The 24,097-nt window shown below is 36.2% G+C and carries 18 protein-coding genes; 17 read left to right on the forward strand and 1 reads right to left on the reverse strand.

Going from position 1 to position 24,097, the window contains the following annotated elements:
* Positions 1 to 4: 4 nt before the first annotated feature.
* The 14 genes from A5819_RS08360 (at position 5) to A5819_RS08420 (ending at position 19,006) form a co-directional block, all read left to right on the forward strand.
* A complete protein-coding gene (locus A5819_RS08360; protein ID WP_086278296.1) occupies positions 5 to 904 on the forward strand; it encodes a PTS sugar transporter subunit IIC in 900 nt (299 codons plus the stop codon).
* On the forward strand, positions 891 to 1,700 hold the full coding sequence (locus tag A5819_RS08365) for a PTS system mannose/fructose/sorbose family transporter subunit IID (RefSeq protein WP_086278298.1): 810 nt from the start codon (positions 891 to 893) through the stop codon (positions 1,698 to 1,700). The genes A5819_RS08360 and A5819_RS08365 overlap by 14 nt, the downstream gene beginning before the upstream one ends.
* A gap of 19 nt (positions 1,701 to 1,719) precedes the next feature.
* Positions 1,720 to 2,127: a PTS sugar transporter subunit IIA gene (locus tag A5819_RS08370; RefSeq protein WP_086278300.1), complete on the forward strand. Its 408-nt coding sequence runs from the start codon at positions 1,720 to 1,722 to the stop codon at positions 2,125 to 2,127.
* A 153-nt stretch (positions 2,128 to 2,280) separates the two neighbouring features.
* Positions 2,281 to 6,255, forward strand: a complete 3,975-nt coding sequence (locus A5819_RS08375; protein WP_086278303.1) for an endo-alpha-N-acetylgalactosaminidase family protein — start codon at positions 2,281 to 2,283, stop codon at positions 6,253 to 6,255.
* A 926-nt stretch (positions 6,256 to 7,181) separates the two neighbouring features.
* Positions 7,182 to 7,559, forward strand: a complete 378-nt coding sequence (locus tag A5819_RS08380) for an OsmC family protein (RefSeq protein ID WP_086278304.1) — start codon at positions 7,182 to 7,184, stop codon at positions 7,557 to 7,559.
* A gap of 39 nt (positions 7,560 to 7,598) precedes the next feature.
* Entirely contained in the window at positions 7,599 to 9,239 is a 1,641-nt protein-coding gene (locus A5819_RS08385) for a peptide ABC transporter substrate-binding protein (RefSeq protein ID WP_086278306.1), read from the forward strand.
* 185 nt (positions 9,240 to 9,424) lie between these two features.
* Positions 9,425 to 11,389, forward strand: a complete 1,965-nt coding sequence (locus A5819_RS08390; protein WP_086278308.1) for a heavy metal translocating P-type ATPase — start codon at positions 9,425 to 9,427, stop codon at positions 11,387 to 11,389.
* A gap of 1,013 nt (positions 11,390 to 12,402) precedes the next feature.
* Positions 12,403 to 12,543, forward strand: coding sequence for a hypothetical protein (locus A5819_RS19235; RefSeq protein ID WP_176271392.1), 141 nt, complete (start codon positions 12,403 to 12,405; stop codon positions 12,541 to 12,543).
* Between the two features lie 154 nt (positions 12,544 to 12,697).
* On the forward strand, positions 12,698 to 13,786 hold the full coding sequence (locus A5819_RS08395; RefSeq protein ID WP_139843544.1) for a hypothetical protein: 1,089 nt from the start codon (positions 12,698 to 12,700) through the stop codon (positions 13,784 to 13,786).
* Between the two features lie 19 nt (positions 13,787 to 13,805).
* A complete protein-coding gene (locus A5819_RS08400) occupies positions 13,806 to 15,587 on the forward strand; it encodes a glucosaminidase domain-containing protein (protein WP_086278312.1) in 1,782 nt (593 codons plus the stop codon).
* 24 nt (positions 15,588 to 15,611) lie between these two features.
* Entirely contained in the window at positions 15,612 to 16,841 is a 1,230-nt protein-coding gene (locus A5819_RS08405) for a hypothetical protein (protein WP_086278314.1), read from the forward strand.
* A 391-nt stretch (positions 16,842 to 17,232) separates the two neighbouring features.
* A complete protein-coding gene (locus A5819_RS08410) occupies positions 17,233 to 17,817 on the forward strand; it encodes a LysM domain-containing protein (protein WP_086278316.1) in 585 nt (194 codons plus the stop codon).
* A 163-nt stretch (positions 17,818 to 17,980) separates the two neighbouring features.
* Complete coding sequence (locus tag A5819_RS08415; protein ID WP_086278318.1) at positions 17,981 to 18,193, forward strand: hypothetical protein; 213 nt, start codon at positions 17,981 to 17,983, stop codon at positions 18,191 to 18,193.
* 21 nt (positions 18,194 to 18,214) lie between these two features.
* Positions 18,215 to 19,006, forward strand: a complete 792-nt coding sequence (locus A5819_RS08420; RefSeq protein WP_086278320.1) for an LssY C-terminal domain-containing protein — start codon at positions 18,215 to 18,217, stop codon at positions 19,004 to 19,006.
* A gap of 52 nt (positions 19,007 to 19,058) precedes the next feature.
* Here the strand turns inward: A5819_RS08420 and A5819_RS08425 are convergent, their stop codons facing one another.
* The gene (locus A5819_RS08425) at positions 19,059 to 19,685 is read right to left on the reverse strand and encodes a hypothetical protein (protein WP_086278321.1); all 627 of its coding nucleotides are present in this window, start codon (positions 19,683 to 19,685) and stop codon (positions 19,059 to 19,061) included.
* Positions 19,686 to 19,794: 109 nt separating this feature from the next.
* On the opposite strand from A5819_RS08425, the gene yeiL reads away from it, so the two are divergent.
* From yeiL to A5819_RS08445, 3 genes are all read left to right on the forward strand, one after another.
* Entirely contained in the window at positions 19,795 to 20,469 is a 675-nt protein-coding gene (gene yeiL, locus A5819_RS08430; protein ID WP_086278323.1) for a transcriptional regulator YeiL, read from the forward strand.
* 372 nt (positions 20,470 to 20,841) lie between these two features.
* Positions 20,842 to 21,501, forward strand: coding sequence for a winged helix-turn-helix domain-containing protein (locus A5819_RS08440; protein ID WP_086278328.1), 660 nt, complete (start codon positions 20,842 to 20,844; stop codon positions 21,499 to 21,501).
* 288 nt (positions 21,502 to 21,789) lie between these two features.
* Positions 21,790 to 24,075 carry a glycosyl hydrolase family 18 protein gene (locus tag A5819_RS08445; protein WP_086278329.1) on the forward strand — a complete coding sequence of 762 codons (2,286 nt, stop codon included), beginning with the start codon at positions 21,790 to 21,792 and terminating at the stop codon, positions 24,073 to 24,075.
* Positions 24,076 to 24,097: the final 22 nt, after the last annotated feature.

Genomic DNA, 24,097 nt, shown 5'->3' on the forward strand with positions numbered 1-24,097 from the left:
AAAAATGAATATCTTATGGTGGCAGATCTTATTATTAACATTATACGCAGGATACCAAATTTTAGATGAATTACAAATTTATTCTTCATTAAGTGCGCCAGTGTTTGCAGGTCTATTTGCAGGATTAGTGATGGGGGATATTAAAGCAGGACTTATTATTGGTGGAAGTATGCAATTAACCGTTTTGGGAGTTGGGACTTTCGGAGGTGCTTCAAAAATTGATGCCAACTCAGGAACTATCCTTGCCACAGCATTTTCCATTTCTTTAGGAATGAATCCAGAACAAGCAATTGCTGCTATTGCAGTACCAGTTGCTAGTTTAATGATTCAATTAGATATTTTGGCTCGTTTTGCGAATACGTACTTTGCACATCGGATTGATAAAATGGTCGAAGATATGAACTATAAAGGGATTGAACGTAACTTCTTAATGGGAGCGTTACCATGGTCTCTTTCTCGGATGATTCCTGTCTTCTTAGCACTTGCTTTTGGTGGTGGCTTAGTAGAAAAAGTCGTATCTGTCTTAAATGGCGATTTAAAATGGTTAGGTGATGGTTTATCTGTTGCAGGGGCAGTCTTACCAGCAGTTGGTTTTGCGATTTTACTACGTTACTTACCAGTGAAAAAACATTTCCCTTATTTAATTCTTGGTTTCACTGTAACGGCTTTACTAGGAACAATCTTTACAAACATGCAACTTTTAGGAACGTCTGTTGCTAGCGTTGTGAAAGACTTCAGTGGTGTATTTAACGCACTCCCAATGTTAGCAGTCGCTTTAATTGGTTTCGCTTTAGCCGCAATTAGCTATAAAAATGGTCAAATGATTCCGAGTGGACCAGTAGCCAAAAAAGAAAATGCAGCGAATAATTCAGACGAAGGAGAGATTGAAGATGACGAAATCTAATTATAAATTGACGAAAGAAGATTTTAAACAAATTAATCGCAGAAGCTTGTTTACTTTCCAATTAGGTTGGAACTACGAAAGGATGCAAGGATCAGGTTACTTGTACACGATTTTGCCGCAATTACGTAAAATGTATGGGGATGATACGCCTGAATTAAAAGAAGTTATGAACACACACACACAATTTTTCAATACATCAAACTTCTTTAATACGATTATCACAGGGATCGATTTGGCTATTGAAGAAAAAGAAGGAATTGATGGAAAACAAACAGTTTCAGGTTTAAAAACTGGTTTAATGGGACCATTTGCTGCAATTGGGGATTCAATTTTTGCGGCGTTAATTCCAACAATTTTTGGAGCCTTAGCTGCCAATATGGCAATTAACGGTAACCCAACCGGAATCTTTATCTGGATTGTTGCACAAATTGCTGTCATGGTCTTCCGTTGGAAACAATTGGAATTTGCGTATCGAGAAGGAATTTCTTTAGTAACAACCATGCAACATCGTTTAACTGCCTTAACAGATGCGGCAACTTTACTGGGTGTCTTCATGGTTGGAGCTTTAGTGGCAACTATGGTTAATGTGAAATTTTCGTGGGCACCAAGTATTGGAGATGTAACACTTAACATGCAAAATAACTTGGATATGATTTTACCACGTCTACTTCCTGCAGGGATTGTCGGTGGCGTTTATTGGATGTTAGGTAAAAAGAATATGACGTCTACTAAAGCAATTTTTATTGTATTAATTGTCTGTGTCGCATTCTCTGCCTTAGGTGTTATTTCAAAATAAATAAAACAGGAGAAAATCGATGAGTGAACAGTTAGTTTTAGTAAGTCATGGTCGTTTTTGTGAAGAATTAAAAAAAAGTGCAGAAATGATTATGGGACCGCAAGAAACAATTACCACAGTTACTTTATTACCAGAAGAAGGAGAAACCAACTTTTTAGAAAAATTTGAAGCGATTACGGAATCGTTAGAGAATTTTGTTGTCTTTGCTGATCTATTAGGGGGAACACCTTGTAATATTTTATCAAAAAAAATTATGCAAGGTGCTTCGTTTGACTTATATACTGGGATGAATTTACCGATGGTTATCAGCTATGTTAATGCGAATTTATTAGCAATAGAAGGTGACTATGTCAAGGAATCAGCGGAAAGTATTGTGAAAGTTAACGAGTTGCTGCTAAATGTCTCAGTAGATGATGAAGATGAATAATTCTGATTTGTAGTCACAATTTATCAAATTTTTTTAAGAGAATGGTCTAGAGACGGGCATTCAAAAAATAAAAGAATTTATTTTTTGAACGCCCCCTTTGATCATTACGATTGAAAACGTGTTCAAAAAAATGTTAGGGGGCCGATTTATCTGATGAAACATGGAAAAGTGAAACGATTTAGTATATTGACACTATTGGCAAGCGCAACGATTTTAATACCATTAAGTACATCTGCAGAAGAAACAACAAGCAGTAGCACTGAAATGACAACATCGATGGTTGAACCTGCCGCAACAGAAGAGAAATTGTGGCAATCTAATTTTTCAGGGGGGAAAATCGGGGAGTGGCAAGACGTGATTGGCAAAATAAATCGGGAATTAGCTGGAAAGTCATTGGCGATTTCACGAGATGCTGCAGCAGGTAATAATGCCGTATCCTTAAATCTAGATTCACCTAAATTAGCTGATGGTGAAGTAGAAACGAGATTTAAATACACTGCTGGAAGTGGTCGGACCGGTGTGATTATTCGCGGTAATGCCAAAGATAGCTGGGTCTTTGTAGGCTATAATGATAACGGAAAATGGTTGGTAGAAAGTCCTAATTCATGGAATGATTCGATTTCTGGACCAACGTTGAATGAGGATACAAGTTATTTGTTAAAAGTGCGCTATGTCGGTGAAAAAATTACTATCTGGCTAAATACCACGGTGGTTTACGAAGGAGAACCCGTTTTGGCAAATGGTGCGAAGATTCCAACAGAAGCCGGACATATGGGTGTCCGCTTATGGTATGACAAAAAAATTGTCAATTATGACTATTTGAAAAATGGACCCGTAGATAGTATTCCAGAAATTGTGCCAGAAGTGACGCAAATTGCTCCAGTCAAAGTTTTTACAAAAACTGGTGTCGCACCAAAATTACCTAAACAAGTTAAAGTGACCTATAACACAGGCAAAGAAACCCATGAAGCAGTAAGTTGGGACGACATCAATCCTGATGCATACAAAGAACCAGGGACTTTTGAAGTTGATGGCACTGTGGAAAGCACAAGCATGAAAGCAAAAGCCAGCGTTGTTGTTGCTAAAGACAATGAAGCAGAACAAGGTGACAAAATCTCTTCTGCAGATTTAACAGCAGTGGTTGATCCACAATTTCCACGAATTATTCGCTACGAAGACCCTCAGGATAATCAAGTGATTTTTCATGGACAGCACAAGAAAATTGACCAAGTGATGATTGATGGTAAAGCGTATAAAGCTACTGCTAAAAAACAAAAGAGTGAAGCGAAACAAGCAGTTTATGACGTTGCAGTACCAGAAATTGGTCTGCGTTTTACGACGACATTAACCGTTTCAGATGGACAAGAATTGGCTATGAAACTATCAGATATTCGTGAAGAAGGAACAAAAATACACACAATTTCTATTCCAAATCATGGCTTGATTTCTGTTAATAGTACGGATGAAGGGGCGACATTTGCTGGTGTCGTGATGAATACTGGGACAAACGCAAATAATGAAAATAAAAATGGTGATACCATTCAAGATTTAACTACGGCAAGTCAAGAAGAAGCGAAAAAATATATGTATGGTTTCTTAAACACAGCGAACTATGCTGCAAGTTTCTGGACAAACGCTTATGGAGATGGGTCTGTCGATGGTAGCGACAACAATCGAATCCATAAACAAACAAAAGAATCGGAGTCTGGCTATGTAACAACTTTGTCAAGTGGTGCATGGACTTACCGACCATTTGATGCGCCAGAGGATTACACGACTGGAGAAACGCCAGAAGTGAAAGTTAAATTCTCAAAAGATAGAAACGACGACAATCAAGTGGATTGGCAAGATGCGGCGATTGGTTTTCGTTCGATTATGAATAATCCAATTGGTGCTGAAAAAGTACCTGAGTTAGTCAATCAACGTATTCCTTTTAACTTTGCCAGTCAGGCTACAAATCCATTTTTGGTGACGTTAGACGAATCAAAACGCATTTACAATTTAACAGATGGATTGGGACAAATGAATTTACTGAAAGGGTATCAAAATGAAGGGCACGATTCTGCACATCCAGATTACGGCGCTATTGGTCAGCGACCTGGTGGGGAACAAGCGTTGAATCAATTAATTGATGAAGGCCATAAATTAAATGCAGTTTTCGGTGTGCATATTAATGACACAGAATCTTATCCAGAAGCAAAAGCATTTAATGAAGAATTAGTTGATCCGACGAAACGTGGCTGGGATTGGTTGGACCCATCCTACTTTATTAAACAAAGACCAGATGCATTGAGTGGTCGTCGTTATGATCGCTTTAAAGAATTAAAACAAAAAGCACCAAATCTAGATTACATTTATGTCGATGTCTGGGGGAATCAAGGCGAATCAGGTTGGGCGAGTCGTCAACTAAGTAAAGAAATTAATTCTCTAGGTTGGTTTACAACCAATGAATTTCCAAGTTCTTTAGAGTATGATTCAGTTTGGAACCATTGGTCTGCAGAAAAAGATTATGGTGGTACAACTACGAAAGGATTTAACAGTACGATCGTTCGCTTTATTCGTAATCACCAAAAAGATACTTGGGTTATTTCCGACAACCCATTATTAGGCGGTGCCGAATTTGAAGCGTATGAAGGGTGGGTTGGTAAAACCAATTTTAATACCTATCGCCAAAAAACTTTTGCAATTAATGTACCAACTAAATTCTTACAACACTATCAAATTACCAACTGGGAAACAACAACAGCGGAGGATGGTCAAATCTATGGCACAATTAAATTGGTGAACGGTGCTGAAAAAGTGACCGTTACTCAAGCAGATGCCAATTCACCAAGAAGTATTACTTTAAATGATACAGAAGTGCTAAAAGGCGATGCGTATCTATTACCTTGGAATGTCAATGGTCAAGACAAACTGTATCATTGGAATCCAAAAGGTGGCACCAGCACTTGGTCATTAGATAATAAAATGCAAGGGAAAGCGAATTTACATTTATATGAATTAACTGATCAAGGTCGTATCGATAAAGGCACAATTGCAACTACGAATAACCAAGTCACCATCCAAGCAGAGGCCGATACGCCGTATGTGATTGCTGAACCTGATAGTATTGAACCGATGACGTTTGGAACAGGAACACCATTTAAAGATCCTGGATTTAATGAAGCCAATACCTTGAAAAATAACTGGAAAGTTTTCCGAGGCGATGGTGTGGTTGTGAAAGATGCAAACGGTGATTATGTCTTTAGTTCAGAAAAAGAAAGAACAGAAATCAAACAAGATGTTAATATTCCTAAATCAGGAAAATATAGTTTGTATCTAAACACAGAAACACATGATCGAAAAGCCACAGTAACTGTTAAAATTGGTGGTAAAAAATATACGCGGACAGTTGATGATTCAGTTGCCCAAAACTATATTCAGGCAGATATTAACCACACAAGTAGAAAAAATCCGCAGTATATGCAGAATATGCGAATTGATTTCGAAATTCCAGATAATGCCAAAAAAGGGTCGGTTACGTTAGCGGTTGACAAAGGCAATTCCGTTACAAAATTTGATGATTTACGGATTGTTGAGCGTCAAACCGATATCATGAACCTAGACAAACAAACAGTAATTAAGCAAGATTTTGAAGACACACAAGCAGTCGGTTTATATCCGTTTGTTAAAGGTTCAGCTGGTGGTGTAGAAGATCCACGGATTCATTTGTCAGAAAGAAATGAACCTTACACACAATATGGCTGGAATGGGAATCTTGTATCAGATGTATTAGAAGGCAACTGGTCATTGAAAGCCCACAAACAAGGTGCGGGCTTAATGCTTCAAACGACTCCGCAAAATATTAAATTTGAACCTAACAAGAAATATACTGTTCAATTCGATTATCAAACAGATGCTGATAATGTCTTTTCTGCCGGAACGATTAACGGTGAATTTAAAAACAATAACGACTTCAAACCAATCGGTAAGTTGACTTCTACGGTAGCAGATGGTCAAACCAAACATTATGAAGCAGAAATAATTGGGGATGCTTCAGGAAATACCACATTTGGTATTTTTACAACAGGCGCCGCTAAAGATTTCATTATGGATGACTTTACTGTAACCGTTGAATCGAAAAAATAAGTCAACCTGATTTTGATCCTATTAATTTGATAAAAATCAACATAAGGAACTTGAGGTTGGGACAGAAGTGTTTAACGCCGAGAAATAAGAGGAGATTCACGAAAATTGCTTTTCAAATTTTTGTGAATCTCAGCTTATTTCCGAAGGGGTTGCTTCTGATCCCACCGTTTATTCGGATTCCTTGAGGGTTGGATGTAACTCGTAGAGTTATGTCCCAGCCTCAAGTTTTTAGGTTCTTTGTATAGTGAGCTGTCAATTTCTTTTTAAATGCTGATTTTTTTGACCCGATAAATGGCAGATAGGGAAATCACTCATTATTTAGCTTAAAAGAAGTGTATAGAAAATAGTCATTTTCTGTACACTTCTTTTTTCTGCACTCTTCCCCACGATTTTTGGCTGTTCAATAGAGTCGCTAATAATATAAATTTAGAATAGAGGTTTTATCTGTCCTAATTTGTTCAACCGAATTCATTAGTTAAGCGAATATTTAAAATCTGATCCAAGCATTTTGAGTCAGACGCTCTTAAACATACGATTCCCAAAAGCACCCCTTTTTGGAAATCTATTTACTTTCAGAAATTAGATTTCCTTCCTAATCTCACGCATGATCATACCTTCCGTTGATACGTGCATAATTTGATAAATGAGAATTATGTGAGACATAACGGTAACACGTAACATCATCACAAGCTATTGAGTCACTTTATCCGTCAGCTGACGGATAAACAAGTGTTTCTTCGTCATTTTCATAAATATAGAAAATGATTAAGTCGTTTGTTTCATCTATTTTTCTTCATCTTATTGATAGCTTTTTGCTATCATACCCACTATTTAACTATTATCAGTTTGCTAGGTTTTGTACTATCATAGTAAGATAAAGAAAACGCTATAAAATAGAGAAGCAAATAAGCAAAGGAGTGGAGAAAATGGAATTGATTTCAAGTGAAAAGGGCTTTGAATTAGTGCATCAAAATGGAAATTGGTTATTAAAAAAAGAACTGGGTTTTTCACCAGTTGAAATGTTAGTCGCATCGATTGCGGCATGTGGTGCGTATGTTTATGAAAAAATATTGACCAATTCGCATATCAATTTCACGATCAAGCAGGTCGAAATTTCATATGAACGAGCAGAAGAGAAACAAGCGAAACCTTTAAGCCGTGTTGACATCACTTTTTCAATTCAAGTAGCTGAAGAAGCACAAGGTAAGGCTGAACGAGCGCTTAAATTGATTGGGAAAAATTGTCCAGTCATGCAATCTCTAGATCCAGCAATAGCTGTTGTTGAAAAGGTTATCTTTGTTTAGATGCTGTTGTTTCTTACGTCTTTGATCAGGAGGAATAAGATGAAAAAGTTTTTCGCAATCAGTGCATTGGCACTTTTACTTTTTGTAACAGGGTGTAATTCAGTGAGCAAAACGGAATCAAGTGAATCTAAAAAAGCAATCGTCCATTTTACTGAACCAGCAGAATTACTAACATTAGATACGACACAAGAAGAAGATTTTACAAGCTTTAACGCTCAAAATCAAGTATTGGAAGGACTTTATCAGTTAAATGAAAAAGATGAAGCTATACCGGCAGTAGCCAAAGATTTACCAAAAATCAGTGAGGACAAACAAACGTATACGATTTCTTTAAGAGAAGAAGCAAAATGGTCGAATGGTAAACCAGTTACAGCAGCTGATTTTCTTTATGCATGGAGACGCGCAGTCACGCCAGAAACTTCCCCGTCCTATGCTAGTCTGTTTGTTTCTTCAATCAAAAATGCTGATGCTATTTACCAAGGGAAAATGAAGCCAGAAGAATTAGGCGTAGAAGCACCAGATGAGCACACACTAGTCATTCAGTTGATCAAGCCGATTCCCTACTTTACTTCACTGTTGACGTTTGAAACATTTTTCCCAATCAACCAAGCCTTTGCCGAAAAACAAGGCAGTGATTACGGAACATCAGCTAAAACCACGCTGTATAATGGCCCATTTGTTTTAGAAGGCTGGGAACAAAACGCAGATACTTGGCAGTACGTTAAAAATCCTGACTATTGGGATAATAAAAATGTCAAAGTCGATGAAATTCAAACAACGGTTGTAAAATCAACTAGTACCGCTGTTAACTTATATCAAACGGATGAACTTGACCGTGTAGTATTAGACGGTGAATTCTCAAAACAATATAAAAACGACCCAGATTTTCAAAATCAAAACGACACAAAAATGGGGTACCTCCGTTTTAATCAAGGAACAGAGAAACCATTGGCAAACCAAAACTTGCGTAAAGCAATTGCTTTAGCCATTGACCGTGAGACCTTTGTCAAAAACATCTTAGGCGATGGTTCAATTGCAGCGGAAGGGTTTGTGCCACAACATTTTGTGCAAAATCCGAAAACAGGGGAAGATTTCCGTAAAGAAAATGGCGTTCAGCAAACGTTCGATAAAACTGCGGCGCAAAAGGCTTATACAGAAGCGAAAAAAGAGCTGAACAAAGACGATATCACGTTAGTTTATTTGAGTAAAGACACTGATACAGAGAAAAAAACAGCGGAATATTTAGCAAGTCAAATAGCTGAAGTTTTGCCGGGGATAAAATTTGAAATCACCACATTACCAAGCAATAACTTACAGGAGCGCTATTTAGCCGGTGACTATGATATTGCGTTTGGTCAATGGATGCCAGATTTCAAAGACGCCAGCACGTTTTTAGATATGTTTGCTTCAACATCGGGATTAAACCATGTGAACTATAAAAATCCAACCTACGATCAATTGATTCAAGCAGCCTCTGAAACAGATGCAGCGAACGAAGAAAAAAGATGGTCGGATCTATTGCAGGCAGAACAGCTTTTACTTGCTGAAGATTATACGATAGCGCCGATCTATCAACAGCAAACAGCTTTGCTGCAAAACAAACAGATCAGTGGTGTGGTGAAACATGCCTTTGGTTCACCCTATAGTTTCAAGTATATTCAAGTAGAAGAAGCAAAATAAAGTCAAAACTAGAGCAACGCGGAATAGGCGTTGCTCTAGTTTTTTTAGATGTAAAAAAATATATATTTTTACTTGACATATGAATATGCGCTCATGTATTATGAGTATGTGATATATGAACAGATATTCATTTGAAAAGAAAAGTGTATCTTTTCAGAAAACAACCAAAAAGGAGGAAACATAAAATGGATACAACAAAAGCACACGATCATGGCTGTTCAAGCGGAAAAGACCATGAGCACAATCATGATCATGAAGGCAGTCACGGACACAGTCACAGTCATGGAAAATCTCCTGTCGTTTTATTTTTTACAGGATTAGCAATCTTTATCGTCGCATTTTTTATCACTGAGGGCTCACTGCTCCAAAATATTCTATTTGTCAGCGCCATGCTATTATCAGGTTATCACATTATTTTAGAAGGTATTGTTGATACGATCAGTGAATCAAAAGAACAAAGAAAATTTGTTCCAAACGTTCATATCTTAATGACCTTAGCAGCCTTCGGAGCGACGATCATTGGAAATTATGAAGAGGGGGCTTTGCTGATCATTATATTTGCAGCAGCTCATTTCCTTGAAGAATATGCAGAAGGTCGTAGTAAAAGAGAAATTACCAATCTACTTAAAATGAATCCGACCGAAGCGCGTTTGATCCAAGCGGATGGCAACGTGAAGACAGTTGATGTCGGCACTTTGAAAATCGGTGATAAACTACAAGTTTTGAATGGCGATCAAATTGCTACTGATGGAGTCATTCTATCAGGGCGTACCTCAATCGATGAGTCTTCGATCAATGGTGAAAGTATTCCACGAGAAAAAACAGTCGGTGACGAAGTTTTCGGTAGTACAATCAATGGAACAGGTACATTTACTATGGAAGTGACCAAAGACAGCAGTGATACAGTCTTTGCCAAAATTCTTCAATTAGTCAATCAGTCTCAATCAAATTTGTCGAAAACAGCTACTAAAATCCAAAAATTAGAACCTTATTATGTAACGATCGTCTTGATTTTAGTTCCAATTTTTATTGCAGCAGGTCCATTTATATTTAATTGGTCATGGAACGAGAGCTTTTATCGCGGTATGGTGTTCTTGATATCAGCTTCACCTTGTGCGCTGGCAGCCAGTGCTGTACCAGCCACACTATCAGGTATTTCCAACCTAGCTAAACGAGGTGTTTTATTCAAAGGTGGTTCTTATCTAGCAAATCTAGCGACCATTAAATCAGTCGCTTTTGATAAAACGGGGACTTTAACGAAAGGGAAACCATCTGTCACTGATTTCTATTTCTTAACAGATACGGCACAAATGACAGAACAAACCTGTATCGATTTAATTGTTGCGATGGAAAAAACAGCGAACCATCCGCTAGCAAATGCGATTTTAGACAGATTCAAAGCAGGTACAGAACTAAGCTTAAACGTCGAAAATGAAATCGGTAAAGGACTAGTTACTGAATATCAAGGAGATACGTATCAAATTGGTAAACCAGAAATTTTCAGCTTAGTTAAAACTCAAATCAACGCTCATAATGAACAATACGCTAAAGAAGGAAAAACAGTGGTCTACTTTGCGAAGAACAATGAAGTGATTGGGTTGATCGCAATGATGGATGTACCAAATGAAAATGCTAAAACGGTCATTAGTTATTTGAAAGCTCAAGGAATTCATACCACGATGATTACTGGTGATGCCGAATTAACTGGACAGGCAGTCGGACGTCAAATCGGAATCGATGAAGTTGTTGGGAATGTTTTACCGGAAAATAAAGCAGCAATCATTAAAGACCAACAAGCTCGTTTTGGCAATGTAGCGATGTTAGGGGATGGAGTCAATGATGCACCAGCTTTAGTAACAGCGGATATCGGTGTTGCGATGGGGGATGGAACAGATATTGCCATTGATGTAGCAGATGCTGTTTTGATGCAAAATGACTTAACGAAATTCAGCTACGTTCATAAAATCTCCAAACGTTTAGATCGTGTCGTTTGGCAAAATATCATTTTCTCAATGTTCATTGTAGTTCTCTTGATTACATTAAATATTCTTGGAAAAATGGATATTACGATCGGTGTGATTGCACATGAAGGAAGTACGTTATTGGTTATTCTGAATGGCTTACGTTTATTGATCCCTTCAAAAGAGTAGCAAGAAAAGAGTGAAACAAAACTGATTTTTAGTTTTGTTTCGCTCTTTTTTGAATAGTATAACGGTACTGCTACTTTAAATCAGACTGTCAACTTGATAATAAAACGTGAACTTTAAAATAGTATAAGAATAGACGATTCCTTTAGAATTATAAATTTATCATCAAAAATCAGTAAAATCATTCATAATTTTAAATAATGAGAGCTCATTTTTTGTAAATACTCATCATTCTCACAAAAAAAGTAATAAATTGCTAAAAAAAATACTTAGTTGTTTTTCCTATTTTTTAATGAAATCAATAACAAATGAAAAAAGATGTTTTCTTATATAAAAAAGATATAATGTTTAGGTTATCAAATGCTAGAATTTGGTTTTAGAATTAATAGTTACTTAATCTTTTAGAAGGAAGTGCTCCGTTTATCTACTAAAAAAAGAGGGGGGAGAGGTGAAATGGTCATTTTACAAAGGATTCAATCATGATTTCAGGGGAAGGTCAAGTACTTTAAAATCTAAAATGATTAGCTTTTTAAAGACGTTTCACCTTTTTAAATCATTGATAGTTTTTAATGTTTAAATAAAAAAAATAATTGGTTTTTTCGGAAGCTAATTATAAAAAAACATATATTAATTTTTTTATAAATCTATTTTTTTGTGAAAAATAATAAAGGACTATTTCAGTTTCACAAAAATGGAACGAAAGCGTGAATTCAGTTTGTTTGTTTGCTTGTTATCTGATAAAATGTAAGGAACTAGGTATGTTTTAGACCCCTATTTTTTGTCTACTAGAATGAACATAACAATTATTCGTCATGCTTAGACAAACAAGTAGGTTATTGTAATTTGAAAAACACCTAGAAGTGAAGTTGGTTATTTTTATAAATAAAAAATTACGGCACTCGTCACTATAGTTATATACATAGATAGACAGTTCAAATAATTCACTTAAGATCCATTGTACACTAAAAATAATCAATAAAAGAGATAGCCCTATTTTTATAGAAGGACGTGAGCATATGCTAAAAATTTTTGGAAAAGGTAAAAAAAGAAAAAAATACGAAGATTACGATGAGTATGATGACGAAGATTACGACGATGAAGAGTACGATGATGACGAAGATTATGACGACGAAGACCTGTCTCTTATACACATCTAGATGTGTATAAGAGACAGGACTACGACGACGATGATGAAGATTATGATGACGACGAAGACTACGAAGACTACGACGACGATGATGAAGATTATGATGACGACGAAGACTACGACGATGATGAAGAAGAACCTCTGTCTCTTATACACATCTAGATGTGTATAAGAGACAGGAGTACGATGATGACGAAGATTATGACGACGAAGACTACGACGATGATGATGAAGATTATGATGACGACGAAGACTACGATGATGATGAAGATTATGATGACGACGAAGACTACGACGACGATGATGAAGATTATGATGACGACGAAGACTACGAAGACTACGACGACGATGATGAAGATTATGATGACGACGAAGACTACGACGATGATGAAGAAGAACCTCGTTCACTATTCTCACGTAAAAAGAAAAAACCGGTCCCTGCGCCAGCTAGAAAGCCAAAACCAAAGAAAAAGAGACCACCTGTCAATGAAGTTATCGATGATGATGAGTTAGAGGAACTACAAGAAGAAAATGAACAACTTCAAAGTGAACTTCGCGAATTAAAAGCAGAGTTACGCAAGAATAAGAGAGAGAACACTCAATTACAAAATCAATTAGAAGCGGCTCGTGAAACAAACGATTCATTGGAAAATGAATTATCGATGGTACAAGCCGTACCAAAAGATTACGATGCTCGTATGGCCGAACTTGAACAAGTAAAAAGCAAATACAACAGCTTGTTGCGTGATAGTAATCGTCAGATTGATGAGACTGATTTGAACCGTAAAAAAGCAGAGCGCTTTGCTAACAAAATCAGACAGTATGAGCAAGAGCTACTGGCGAAACAAGAAGAAATCGACAAACTTTCAGAAGACCGGATCGTGATCATGGCATCTGATACACCAACCGACACAGGTGCTTATGAAGAATTGGCAAAAGTCCGTCAGGAATTAGAAGAAACAAAACGTCAATTAGCACAAAAAATGATCGATGTCGACCAACAATTAACGAAAGAAGATATCGGTGAAGTTTTATTAGAGGCGAAGAGACAAGCAAAAGAAATCGTCAATCAAGCAAATCAACGTGCACAACTAATCAATGAAGAAACCAAGAAAAAAGCAGGTGTCTTAAAACGCTTAGAACGTGCTGAACAAGAATACCAAAATTATTATAAACGCATCAAAGATGTTAAGGAAGAATCAGAACAAGCATTCAACCAAATCATCAATTTGGTGAAAGAAGATACTGATTAATAGAAAGAGAGGACACAGAATGAAAAAGAGAAATCTAAACAGTAAAAAATTAAGATTATTGAGTGTGGGATTGCTTACTTCAAGTGCTGTCCTTTCTGTTAGCGATGTTCAACCAATTGTTGCGAAAGAAATCGATGACAAAGCAACTTCAAGCTCCGAAGAACAAGAGCAAGTAGCAATTTTATCTTCAACTAAGGAACATGAAACAACAGAAAGTACAGTAGAAGGAATAGAGACCAGTTCTACTACCGAAAATAGCGCAGATTCTTCTTCGACCACAGAGTCAACTGAAGAATCTAGCAGTGATTCGACAAGTACATCAGATGAGACCAGCTCTACACAAGATACAACGGATTCGACAAGTACATCTGAATCGTCGACATCAACTACAGATTCGTCAACTAGTACTTCAACTAGTACTTCAACTAGTACAACAAGCAGTTCTAGTACAAGTACAACGAATTCAACAACAAAACCGTCAAAACCGAAACCAAATAAGCCAAAGCCAAACAAACCAACACCTAATCAGCCAACACCACCCGTTCAAGGACCAATTCAACAGCCAAGTGCACCAGCACAGCAGCCAAGTAGACCAAGTACTGGAACGGTAACTGGAAGTAATACTGGTAGTATTTCTACTGGATCAGATCAGGTATTTCATATCAGCCCTAATCTGACTACGAAAAGTTTTGTTAAGGTAATAGGTGAAGATGCCCGCACGATTGCGGGTGAGAATAATTTATATGCATCAGTGATGATTGCGCAAGCGATTTTAGAAAGTGCTTCAGGAAACAGCGCTTTAGCTTCTGCACCAAACTATAATCTATTTGGTATCAAAGGAAGCTATGAAGGCTCTAGTGCTAATTTTCTAACAAGTGAAGATAATGGCTCTGGAAGTATGTTCACGATTCGCTCGAATTTTAGAAAGTACCCATCATATAAAGAGTCACTAGAGGATTATGTGAAACTTCTTCGAGGTGGTACAGATTCCAGCAGTGCGTTTTATAGTGGAACTTGGAAAACCAATACGAAATCGCATAAAGATGCAACGAAGTTTCTAACGGGTCGTTATGCGACAGATACTAGCTATAATTCAAAATTGAACGGCTTGATCGATGCGTATGATTTAACACAATACGATACGTTAAAAGATAAAAAGAATACCAAAAAAGCGAAAAAAATCACATTAAATACATCTTTTGATAAGTTAGAAAAGAAAGATGATCAACTGGATCAAAAAATTGAATACCTTACACATATCGTGAAAAAAGGTGAGTCACTTAAATCAATCAGTGAGTTGTATAATATTTCTACGTTAGCTATTTTAGAAAAAAATCAATTAGATCGACGTATGTTATTTATCGGTCAAAAATTGAGTGTACCAAAACAAGAGGAAGAAACGACTGTAGTGCCAAAAGAAGATGCAGTAGACCGTTCATTGGACATGGTTCAAAAATTATCTAATGCATTTTCAAATCAAGAAACAACTAAATCTACGGCTAAAAAAGAATCAAAAACAGCATCAACTAAAAAGACAACTAATACAACTAAGCAAACAAAATCGACAAAAGAAACAAGTGCAACAACGTCTACAAAAGAATCAAAAGATTATCAAGTAAGCGCGACTCGCAAGAAGACAAAAGAAACGTATGAAGTGAAAAAAGGCGATACTTTAGCAAGTATATCTAAAAAGACAGGGATTTCTGTGTGGTCGTTAAAAGAGTGGAACGACCTAGATCAATACTTTTTAACTGAAGGACAACAGCTTATTTTAGCGCCAGTTTATGAACTTCAATCATAAAAAACAAGGAAGGAGAACGGTGTAATGAATGATTATTTCGATGTGTTTTTTCATCAACAAGCTATCCCATTCACTTTAGGGACCGTTCTCTACCAAAAAGATAGTACTGAAGAAATCATTGACGCATGTGAGACACTCTATGAACGCTCAACAGGAGATTTTCTTACTTTTCAGGAGAACGATGAGCTTTCTCGGAAGGTCATAACATCTCCAATTAAAAAACATGTGGAAATCCAGTTTTTCAATGCTCAGTTGAATTGGGATGTCTTATTGGAAGAATTAGAAGAACTTTTTCCCCAGTTTGTTTGGACAAAAATTGTTGAAGAAGTCGATGGTGCTTTTAATACATATTTTTGTGAATTGGTTCCTGTTTCTTTTTCTTCAGAAGAAGAACCAATCCAATTTACCGTTTCTGCTAGCCTGGAACAGATGGCCTATTCAAAAGGTGAATCTGTCAGCAGCATTTTAGAAAAAAGACTTCTTTCTATTTTTCAAGAAGAAGAAGAGCTTCCTCTGTCTGGTGAAACACTTAGTTTTCCTGTAGAAGTATCTATAGAAGAAACACCAGAAGAAGAAATATCAGAAATCGAACAATGGTTTTTAGATGAAGAAGAAGCCGAAGAAGGAGACTCCAATCTAGAACGAATAGAAGAGGCTGAAGTAACAGCACTTGCTCGAACAGAAGGAAGTGAAGTTCTCTTTTTAAAAGAAAGTTTGAAACGAGAAAAAGCGTCAAAGGAACGCGTGCGGGTAGCAAAAGAAAAATTGGAATACGAGCTGCTCGCCATAGAAAACAGCTTACTCGTTAGTGGATTAAAACGATTTAAAAAACATCAGAAGTCTACTATTGATGAAGAAGACTGGTACAAGCCAGTTCGTATCGATTTGATCCAGTATGATGATCTTTATAAAAAAGCGAAGTTTATTGAACAATCTTGGCGTTTAAATCGTCAATTAGTGACGATCACCGAAAAAATGACCGTTACAAAAGATCAATGGGTCTATGAACGAGCACGTATTGAAAAAATTAAAAATAGTGTTTCAGAAATGGATTTACAATCAATGATGGAACAATGTCATTTGATTAATGAGCGTGTTAAGATTCGTCCAGGCTTTCTCTTTTTCAAACCTAGAGTAAAATTATATCGAATCGATTATGAGCAATTAGAGAAAATCAGTGCTTTCTTTGACATTATTCAAACAGAAAATCGATTATTAGAATCAGTGATCGAGCAAAAAGACCATAATGGATAGTAAAAAAAGTAGAAACGGCTAAGAACTTAAAAGCCTTTCTGCTTTTTTTGTGCGCTAAAAATGAGATTGAATCGACTGGAAATCATGTTTTAGTAAAGGAAATAGCTGAAATTTTCTGTAATAATTCCCAAATTTTGTAACATTACAATTAATATTCAAATTAAATCAGTATTATTTCAGAAAAAATCATGTATTTTTTCAATTTTAAAATCAAATGAAAATCCAGAGCGAACAAGTGTTTTAACAGTCTTATTTTACAAGCCGTTACGTAATGAAAACACTCGTAACGAATTGTCACGGTATCTTCACCTATGAAATATTTTTAGATGTTAAAGTATGCAAAGTCGATAAACAAACGACAAAAAAATATTTTTTACAAAGGAGAAACAACATGAAATCACTTAAAACGATTTTATTCGCAACAACTTTGACTGCAGGACTTGGTATTTTTATGGGAACGACTGACGCGCACGCTGATAGCTTATATACAGTAAAATCTGGAGATACATTATCTACTATTTCTCATCAATTCAGCGGAGACAATAGCATGATTGATTTAATTGCAAAAGATAATCATATTTCTAATATAAATATGATCTTTGAAGGCGAACAATTAACAATCAGAACAGCAGAAGAAGCAGCGCAAGCACCAGTTCAACAAGAAGCAGCTCAACAAACAGTGCAAGCTCCTGTACAAGCAACAGAAGTACCAGCAGCGCCAGTTGCGCAAGAAACAGCACCAGAAGCAGCTGTGACAACTTCATCTGCAAAAGAGTGGATTGCTCAAAAAGAATCTAGCGGTTCTTATGGTGCAACAAACGGTAAGTATATCGGTAGATATCAATTAGATGCTTCATACTTAAATGGAGATTATTCAGAAGCAAATCAAGAACGTGTAGCGGATAGCTATGTAGCAGGTCGTTATGGCTCTTGGGAGGCAGCTCAATCTTTCTGGATGGCTAATGGTTGGTATTAAGCAAAATAAAAAAGAAATTACTATTTATAAATAGAAAAGAAGCAGTCGTTTAAAGGGACTGCTTCTTTTTTTATATACAAAGCAACATGCTAACAGGCGACTTTATCTCAGAAGTGAGTATAATTTAATTAAACGAGTACTATTCAAGAAAGGATGAAGTGAAATGCCTGATTTTTATAAGAATCTCAAAACAGGAGCTGTGATCACTGCTGCAGAGTATCAGGAAAAAATCATGAATACTATGACAGAAGCAAGTTCAGAATTAGGGACAATGGGAATTGGATCGTATAGCCATGTTGTCAATGATTTTTTTGAAGGGGAAATGGATAATTATAGTCAATACGTTCCCTATGATCCTAAGTCAGATGATGTGTAACGTGTCAGGAGGAAGGTTTAAATGAAAAAACAAACAGTGTTGAATAGTGTGTTTAGATTAATTCGATTTGCTTTTATTATTGTTTTTGGTTATTTAGTTTATAGAACCTTATTCGCAGAAATTTTAACACGGAAAATCCATATTTTTCTTTATATTTTTTTCTGGTTGTTTAGTTCTTATTTAGTGATTCCTTTTATCAACAAACTAATGACAGGCCGCTACTTGCCGGATTATTTTATTGGTCGCTCTAGAACCAGTGATGGATTGCTTGGTGATCCAATCAATCTGGCTTTTATAGGCTCTAAAGCTGAGCTGGAACAACTATTTATAAATGCAGGCTGGACGAAAGCAGAACCTTTATCACTTCGTTCTAGTTTACATATGATCACAGCCAGTGTATTTAGTAAATCATATCCCAGTGCGCCAGTTAGTTCTCTCTTTTTATTTAATAAAAAACAAGATCTAGCTTTTGAAAAAGAAATCGAAAATAACCCACGACGAAGGCATCACATCCGCTTTTGGCAAACACCAGATGATTGGTATTTACCAGGAGGTAGAAAAGCTGACTGGCTGGGTGCGGCAACCTATGATAAAAAAGTTGGTTTTTCTATTTTTACAGGTCAAGTGACACATAAAATAAATTCAGATATTGATGAAGAACGAGACTTTGTTTTAAAAACATTTAAGCAATCGAATCAAGCTGTTTCCATTGAAATCGTGGAGCATTTTACAACAAGTTATCATGGTAGAAATGGTGGTGGGGACGAAATTTTCACGGATGGTGCATTACCTTTTATCAAAATCGACAACTGAAAAGGAGTGGAAGAAGGCTATATTAGCACTTTTTCCATTTTTTTGTATATATTTAGCTATTTTGTTTAAGTAAGTGAGCCTCATAATTCGCTTTGGTCAAAGAAATAACGCCAGACAATAAAAATAAGCTAAGTAGTGTTCCTTCGCGTACGAAGACAGGGAGGTCGTAACTCAATGAAAGAATCAAAGAAAGTGTTACTGAAAATAAATCAATACCATATCTGAATTTGGCGAAAGAAAAACCTGTCAACTCAGATAAAACAATACAGACACTTTCGATAGGAAAGGGTAAAACACCAAGTGAGATCACCATTCCCGTAGCAAAACCAGCAATGCAAGTACCAATAATAAAGACTATTAGCTTAAGTAAATAATTGTCCAAATCTAAGGGAGCTAACACGGTATAAGAGCAAAAATTGATTATGTTACCCAAACATAGTACGGAAAGGAACATTAATAAATACTTTAAGAGTTGTCTTTCTCGTGATAACAACATATAAAGCAACAAAAATAAAGTATTCAATAAAAAAGTAATGGTTCCAACTCGAATCTCACTAATCGACGCAAGCGCAACATTCAATGAATTGAAACTACTGACGCCAATATCCGCCTTAAGAGTTAAACTAATACCGATGCCGCTAAGCGTGTAAAAGAAAAGAGAAAATAAAAAATTTTTCATGATAAACCTCCTAAATGTAAAGCATAGAGACTTAGATTAATCTCTTAGTAGTAATTTAACGAATAGTCAGTCATAATAATAGGAGATATCTCACATTTTAGGAGGCACAATGAAAAAATATTCTTTAGATCAATTAACAGCATTAACTAAAAATAGCCCTTTCGATTTATCTCATTATTTTTCTGATGCTCTGTTAAAACAAGCCCAAATTATCGTCTATACAAATAAAGAATACATCGTCCGCTTTGATAAAGAAGTCGAACAGCTTTTTTTGATAATCGAAGGTAGAGCTAAAATCTATAAAATCCATGAAAATGGTCGACGTTCTCTGATCCAGTTTTTGGGTAAAGGGGATTTTATAGGAGAACTGTCGCTATTGGCGGTAGAAGAACAAGTAAAAGACGTACAAGCGATCGATCGTTGTGTTTGCTTAGCGCTACCCTATCACAAAGTAAAACAAGAATTATTAAATGATAATCATTTTTTAAGAATTATTGCTAAATATTTAGGTGATAAGGTGTTATTAAGGGTCGAGCATTTTTCAAATAATCAAAACTATGAATTGAAACATCGTTTAGCGGCGTATATGTTACAGACAGAGGTTGAGGGCTTGTATACTGAAAAGCAAACAGAGACTGCTGAATTTTTAGGTGTGAGTTACAGACATTTGCTTTATACCTTAGCAGAGTTCCAAAAAGAAAAATTAGTGATAAAACAGGGGAAAAACTATCAACTGAATCAAACTAAACTAAAAAAACTCGCATTAGGATTGTTTGAGGATTGAAACAAAAAAATATATGGAAAAATGATAGAATAAAACAGTTTATTTTCTATTTATTGGGAGAGGTTAGGATAAAAGTATGTACTTCTATCCACTGTTTATTCGGATTTCATGTGACTGAAGTATAACTCGTAGAGTTATGTTTCAGTTGTTTTTTTATTTATTCAATAAATTAGATGAAATAAATCATGAAGGAGAAGGCGTAATCCTGCCCTTTTATCAAAAAAGCGTGGAAATTACACACAAAATTAATAATAAAATAGCCTTTTTCTTTTTTATACTGATTATTAGGAAGAAAAAAAGTATAAATATCCTTAAAAAAATAGAAGAATACTTGTGTAATAATCAAAAAAATTATAAATGAGGGAATCAAAAATGTTTAACATAGCAATCGTAAGTGATACTCAAAACAATGCATCAACATATATATCTGCGTTAAAAGAAAAAGAATATACGTTACTTCATATGGATTTAGGTGAATTATCGAAAGAAATTTCCAGTATACATGCTGTATTTATCCTAGAACCAGCAGTAGAAACCATTGGTCAAACTTGTGAATGGATCATTAAAGTGAGAGATATTGCGAACTATTTCATCTGGGTCTTATCTGAAGAGGCAACAAAAATAAATGGAATCATCCATCTCCAACTTGGAGCAGATGGTACCTTTAATAATCAAACTGATTTAGATGAATTTTCGTTGTATATTACAAAGACTCTTGAAAGAAGAGCGGGTCACAGTGTAAATCGATTCGTTGATCACTCTAAAGAGGACAAGAAATCTTTTGATATTCGTTTAGTTCCTGCAAATTTTTCTGTAAAAATTGAAGGAAAAGATGAAATAAGCTTAACCAAATTAGAGTATAGAACGCTAGAACTATTGATTGATCGAAAAGGTGAAGCTGTTACGTATGAAGAATTATATGAAAACGCATGGGGGCAGGAAGAAGGCGATAAAAAGTATCGTGTTGCCAATTTAGTTTTTCATTTGAGAAAAAAGCTTGATGATGATTCTTTCAAATCCAAATATATTTGAACGGTTCGTTCAAGAGGATATATGTTGCCAAGTTGTTAATAGCCTATAATTTGTGATTGTTTGAATTTAGACTGTGGAATAAGACATTAGTTGCCTTATTCTACATTTTTTTATATCTCTACTAATAAAAATATATCGTTTTAACAAGTATATCGTTAGCGCTTTCAATCAAAATGTTATATTATTATGAATAGATTAAGAAGAGCTTTAGGAGGGGATACTCAAAATCAGAACATGAAGTATTGACTATCATTCCTGCACGACAAAAACTTAAACGAGGTGGAAAATTTGAAAAAAGTGTTTAGAAAAAATGTAAACGTTTTATCTGCTCTGGTTCTTATTGTTTCAAGTTTAGTTTTATCTTTATCCGTGTTAACTCCAAATAAGACTGTAGTGGCAGCAGAACCTGCTCAATACCGTAATGTAATGTACTACGGGGACTGGTCGATCTGGGGTGGGGAAGACAATTTTTATCCTAAAGATATTCCAGCGGATCAATTGACGCATTTAAATTATGCCTTTTTAGATTTTGATAGTAGCGGTAATTTAAAATTTACTGATAAAGATGCAGCAGTTGGTGCGCCAGTTGGACAAGAAGGCGTTCAGTGGAATAGTGCCAGTGCAGGTGTCTTAAATGCTATTCAAGATATTCGCGCCAAGAATCCTAACTTAAAAATCGGGATTTCAATTGGCGGGTGGTCTAAATCGGGAGACTTTTCTGATGTAGCAGCTAATCCAACGATTCGTGCAAATTTTGTCAGTAATATTGCTAAATTTATTAAATATACAAACATGGATTTTGTCGATTTAGATTGGGAATATCCAGCCTCTATTCGTGAACCAGATAAGGTTGATAATACCAATGATGAAGGGACACCACATGCTAAACCAGCAGATAAACAAAATTTCATTACATTGTTGCAAGACATCCGTACAGCGATCGATAAGCAAGGGAAAGACTTAGGTAAAACATATGAGTTATCTGTTGCCTTACCTGCTTCACAAAATACGTTGAAAAATGGTATAGATGTTGACCAATTATTTAAAGTAATCGATTTTGCGAACGTGATGACCTATGATATGAATGGAGCATGGACACCAAATAGTGCCCATCATAGCGCGCTTTATGGCAATCCAGCAGATCCTAATTATGCTAGTGGATTTTCAGTAGATCAAACGGTTAAATACTTACAAACTAATGGTGCTCCAGCAAGTAAAATTGTTATTGGAGCTGCTTTTTATACACGTGGTTGGAATAAAGTAGCAGCAGGAACTGATACGGCAAATCCTGGACTATTCCAAGCCGCAGAAAAAAATAATAAGGATGCTGATTTATCACCAACTTATGGTGCTAATAATAAAAATCCTTTGAAATCAGGTGACGGCGGTCGTGCAGGTGGTGTTTGGCCATATCGCAATATTGCAGATCTTAAAGTTAAATCTCCTGATTTAAAAGAATATTGGGATGATGTAGCCAAAGCACCATACATGTATAATCAAAAAACAGGTGAATTTTATACCTACGATAACCCTCGTTCGATCGGTTATAAAGCAGAATATGTGAAAAATAATCAATTAGGCGGTGTGATTTCATGGATGCAATCACAAGACAAAACCACAGATACAACGAAACGGGACGAACTAACGAAAGCAATCAAAACAGGTTTATTTGGTTCAACTGCTCTTCCAGCAAATAAAACGATTTATGCAGATTTAAATGTCAAAGCAACGATCGCACCTTATAGTGAAAACGGCGCTGGTTATGAAATTACAGTGAAAAACAATGAGACTTCAGGTGAAACTGGCGACGTACTAAAAGCGGTAGAAGCTGCTTTTGAAACAGTGAAATTACCTAAGTTGTACATTCCAGTAAATGCAGCTGAAACATTGACTGCAGGTGATTATAAAGCTGGAACTGTTACTGTAGAGAACGGAAACGTTGTGGTTGATCTTTCTTCGGTTTACGATGCACAACAAATTCCACAAGGTGCAAGTTATACCTTTAGATTAAAATCGAGCGCTGCAGCAGTAGATGTAAATCGAATCAGCAGCATTGATTTGACACAACGAATTGCTAAAAATGGTGCAGAGCTTAGTAAACAAACAGTTTACGGTGGAGGTGCAGTCAATCCAGATCCAACTGATACGACACCGCCAACGACACCTGGCAATTTAACCGCTGGAACTGTTACAGATGCTAGTGTAGTATTAAACTGGTCAGCCGCTACAGATAATGTGAAGCTCGCTGGTTACAAAGTTTACCGTGATGGTGTCTTAGTAGGGACCGTTGCAGAAACGACGTATACAGATACTGCTTTAAAAGCGAATACGACATACAATTACACAGTCAAAGCCTATGATGCAGCTGGCAACCTTTCAGCTGACAGTAATGTCGTTTCAGTCAAAACGAAAGAAAGTACAACACCTCCTGTAACCAATGCATGGGACGCTGCTAAAGCATACAATGGCGGCGATGTTGTAACGTATCAAGGCAAGACGTATAAAGCAAAATGGTGGACGCAGGGCAACGTACCAGGAACAGAACAATGGGGACCTTGGGAGTTAGTTGGATAGAAAATATAATAAGAAGCTAGGT

Source organism: Enterococcus sp. 7E2_DIV0204 (genome assembly GCF_002140855.1).
In the GTDB taxonomy this organism is placed as follows: Bacteria; Bacillota; Bacilli; order Lactobacillales; family Enterococcaceae; genus Enterococcus_L; species Enterococcus_L lemimoniae.